A 3966-nucleotide genomic window follows, 5' to 3' on the forward strand; every position below is an offset into this window, starting at 1 on the left:
ATCGTTATCTTCAGTCGGGGGACTGATCGAGCCTGTGAGCTGCTGGTTTGCCTCGTGAACAGTGTCGCTGACGTGGCTGTTCACGAGGTTCGGGGCGGTGCGGAAACTGGTGGTCTCGGCGTGTCGCGGGATGCTGTGGCGGAGCGCGCGATCCGCCGCTCGCCGAGGGCGTCGGCGAGGGCATCGCGGAGCCGCTTGTTGTCGGCCTCCAGCTCGCGGTTGCGTTGCGTGGCGACCTCGACACGGCGTAGCAGGGAAGCGTCGGAGCAGCGCTGCCGGTCCGGGACGGGATTGCTGGCGGCGGCCCGCGGCCGGTCGCGCAGCCGCGTCGCTTCGGCCCGAAGGTCGGGTTGGCTATAGATCCAGGATCGAGACACGCCGGCCTCGCGGGCCAGGGCGTCGATGGTGACGGGCAGCCCGCTGGCGTCCATGCGCCGCAGCGCGGCGACGGCCCGGCGACGGGTGGCCTGCGCGCGGCGTCGTGCCGCCTCGGTGAGGTGATGGGTGTTGTCAGCCCGCATCGGAGGCCTCGATGCCGGCCGGGGCCTCGGCGAGGGTGTCGATGATGCGGTCGAGGTTGCCCAGGACCTGCTGGTTCATCTCGACCAGGCGAGTCTGGCCGCGGGCTTCGGCGGCGGTGATGAGCTCGATGACCTGACCGCGGTGGGTGCGGTGCTGGGGCAGGAACTCCGCGGTGGTGACGAACATCGGGCAGGTCAGGCAGGCGTTGGCGTGCGGGCAGGTCTTCTGGACCGGGAGCCCGCAGAACCCGTTGGGCAGCGCCTGGGTCGCCCGCCCCAGGCGCTGCTTGGCCCAGGCCGCCTCGGCCAGCGGCCCGGCGGGGTCGACGATGACGGCCTGACCGGTGATGTCGACCCTGCGAGCGGCTTCCCAGTGCCGCCGGACGGTGGTGTCGTGGAGCCGGGCGTAGTGCGCGGTCATCTGCGGGGAGTCGTGATCGAGGATGCGGCGCACCACTTCCTGCGGGACGTCACGGTTGATCAACCGGGTGCCGAGGGTGTGGCGCCACTGGTGCGGGGTCAGCCGGACCGGGCGACCGTGCGCGTCACGGACATCGCAGCGGGCCAGCCAGCGATAGAGCGCGAGCCGGTAGGTCGACGACGCGATCGGTGCCCGGCTGTCGGGGTTCTTCGTCGGCCGCGGGAACAGCACCGGCGCGTCCCCGACACGATCCTGTTGCTCGACGATCAGGTCGTGGAGCTGTTCGTCGATCGGGACCAGCGCCTCACGTTTCATCTTGTGGTTGAGATAGCGCAGGTAGGGGGCGCCGTCGGCATCGAGGACCACGCAGTCCCGCGACACTGTCAGCGCGTCGGTGACACGCAGCCCGGCCCGGATCAGGATCAGGGTGACCAGCCGGTAGGCCGGATTGGCGAACCGGGCGAGGTTGTCGGGGTGCTCGACCTGGGCCATGACCTGCTCGGCCAGCGCGCGAGGCGCCCGCTCGACCCGGGCGGGATAGTCCTCGGTGAACACCAGTGCGGTGGCCGGCAGCGTGTCGTCCCAGTGGTGCTGGCGGACCGCGTGCAGGAACGAGTTGAGCTGCCCGATCTGGTCGCCGTGGCGCTGTCGGCCGGCGAGCTCGACGTGCAGGTCGGCCAAGTAGCGCTCCAGCACGACCCGGTCGATATCGGCGAGCGCGCCGATGCCGATGCGCTCGCAGAACCACGCGAACCGGGTCAGGGACCGCAGACCGCGGCGGGCAGCCTCCAGCCCGAGCCCCGCTGAGAGCCGCCAGCGCAGCCACCGCTTGACCAGTTCACGCAGCCATGGCTGCCCGATCGCGGTGAAGTCGAGCTGCTGATTGCCGGTGAACCCGAGGCGGCGCATCTGCCAGAGGTCGCGGTCGAACTCGCCCTCCCAGCCGTCGCCGTCGGCGAGGTCGCAGACCTTGCGGCGGGCGTCGATCAGCAGCGCGCGCAGGGTGGAATCGCGCGGCGCCGGGCGCCCGACCCCGGTCCTCCACTCGTGTTCGGTCCGGTCCAGCAACGACACCGCGCCGCTGGCGGCCAGGGCCCGCACCAACGCCATGACCACCGCCGGGAGGGTCTTGGTGGTCCGCTGGTCGTGGCGGCACTGCAGCAGATACCCGATCTCCAGACGCAGCTGCGGGCCGAGCATGCCCAGCCGGATGATCTCCTCCTCGGTAGTCGCGACCTGCTCGAAGCGGCGGACGAAGAGAGCGATGTCGGGTCGCCCGTTGACCTTCCAGGTGTTGGCGTGGGCGTGGCAGAGCGGCAACGCCGCCTGCGGCCACAGATCGCAGTGCGCGACGGCGCAGACCACGCCGGGCGCCGGCGTCTTGATCGTCGGCGGGTCGGCCAACCACCCAGGCAAGTCGGGTCGCCCGGCGCGGTGCCACCGCTGCCCGTGTAGCTGACACATCCCACCGCGCGCGGTCCCGTAGCCGCACCCGACCACCCGACACGCCGCGTTCGGGCGCTGCCGATGCCACCGAAGATCGGTCGTCGCGGCGAACACCGCCAGGTCCGGGCGTTCCTCGCGGACCCAGCGCAGGTGATGGCCCTGGCACATGCCCTTGCTGCGGGCGGCCCGGGTGCAGCTGGCGACCCGGCAGGCTCCGCCGCCGAACACCGGGTCCTCGGCGGCGAACACGAGCACGTCGGTCCGGAACTCGGGCCGGACTGCACCCAGTAGCTGCTCCAGCAGCGCCGGGCGCCGCGTTGCCACCGGCCTGGCCGTCGCCCTCACAGCTGCACCGCGCTGCCACCGTGGGTGAACCAGCCCGCCTGCTCGAGGCTCTGGCGAGCATCTTCGACGCTGAGGTGTCCGTAGACCTCGACCGTGGTGGTCACCGAGGCGTGGCCGAGCAGCCTGCTCACGACCTCCACGGGGGTGCCCGCGCGCAGCAGCCCGGTGGCGTAGGTGTGGCGACACCAGTGCGGGTCGAAGTCGATCCCGGTCCGTCGTCGCAACCGGCCGACCAGGTCATAGACCGCGGCGTAGGTCAACGGGCGGCCGTGTGGTCCGCCCCAGAGGTTGACGAACACGTAGTCGCTGTCCAGGTCGCCGTACTCGCCGTGCAGGTAGTCGGCATAGAGCCGGACCAGCCCGGCGCTGGTCGGGATCGTCCGCGGCCCCGCGGACTTGGCGCGGGCGCCGTTGTCGTTGACCCGCCCGACGACCGCGACCGTGCGTTCGGCCGCGGCCCAGTCCTCGTGGCGCAGCCCCAGCGCCTCCCCGATCCGCATGCCGGTGTCGTGCAGCACCGCGAACAGCAGCCGGTCCCGCAGCCGGTCGCAGGCATCCAGGATCGCCTGCATCTCGACCGCGGTCAGGATCCGCGGCTGCTTGCGCGGCACCTTCACCCCGATCACCCGACGCGCCGCAGGCTGAGACTTGCTGATGTGGTGCAGGAACGGGCGCCACGACGTCCCGCGCCGTCCGGCCGGCTGCCAGCTGCTCAGCAGCTCGCCCAGATCGACCCCGTGGCGGGCAGCGTGCTGATAGAACGCGCTGACCGCCGAGAGTTTCCGGTTCACCGTCGCCGCGCCGCAGTGCGGCGCCACCGACGGCAGCACCGCGACCCGCCCGTCCCGGGCCGGCGGCGGCAGCCGCAGCCAGGCCACGAACTCGCCCACATCCTCCAACCGGACCTCGCGCCAGTCCAGCCCGCAGCCGCGCAGGAACACGAACCAGTCCTTCAGATCATGGGCGTAGGCCTTGACCGTGTTCGGCGAACGGTCGACATCGCTCAGGAACGCCAGATAACGCTCGACCGGCTCGACCGGCACCCCGTCCGGGCCGAGCACCGTCCACGACCTATGCCGCGATCCGGGCAACACCACCTGCTGAACGAACACCGAACCTCCCGGGACACCGCGTGCTGGACCGCGGGAGATAACCACGTCCACCAGGCAAGATCCGGGACCTCACGTGCCCGTCGACGACGTCGCGGACGGCCGCCGAGCGACTCCAGATAAC

At 71.4% G+C, this 3966-nt stretch carries 3 protein-coding genes; all 3 read right to left on the bottom strand.

Features of this window, described 5'->3' with window-relative positions; genetic code table 11:
* Window positions 1–80: 80 nt before the first annotated feature.
* The 3 genes from ACVJO7_RS33820 to ACVJO7_RS33830 are packed head-to-tail and all read right to left on the bottom strand — an operon-like array spanning window position 81 to window position 3845.
* A complete protein-coding gene (locus tag ACVJO7_RS33820; protein ID WP_491676343.1) occupies window positions 81–521 on the bottom strand; it encodes a DUF6262 family protein in 441 nt (146 codons plus the stop codon).
* Entirely contained in the window at window positions 511–2712 is a 2202-nt protein-coding gene (locus ACVJO7_RS33825) for a tyrosine-type recombinase/integrase (RefSeq protein ID WP_491676344.1), read from the bottom strand. Before ACVJO7_RS33825 ends, ACVJO7_RS33820 begins: the two co-directional genes overlap by 11 nt.
* 17 nt (window positions 2713–2729) lie before the next feature.
* Window positions 2730–3845, bottom strand: a complete 1116-nt coding sequence (locus tag ACVJO7_RS33830; RefSeq protein ID WP_491676345.1) for a tyrosine-type recombinase/integrase — start codon at window positions 3843–3845, stop codon at window positions 2730–2732.
* Window positions 3846–3966: the final 121 nt, after the last annotated feature.

The organism is Pseudonocardia sp. DxW, assembly GCF_058448985.1.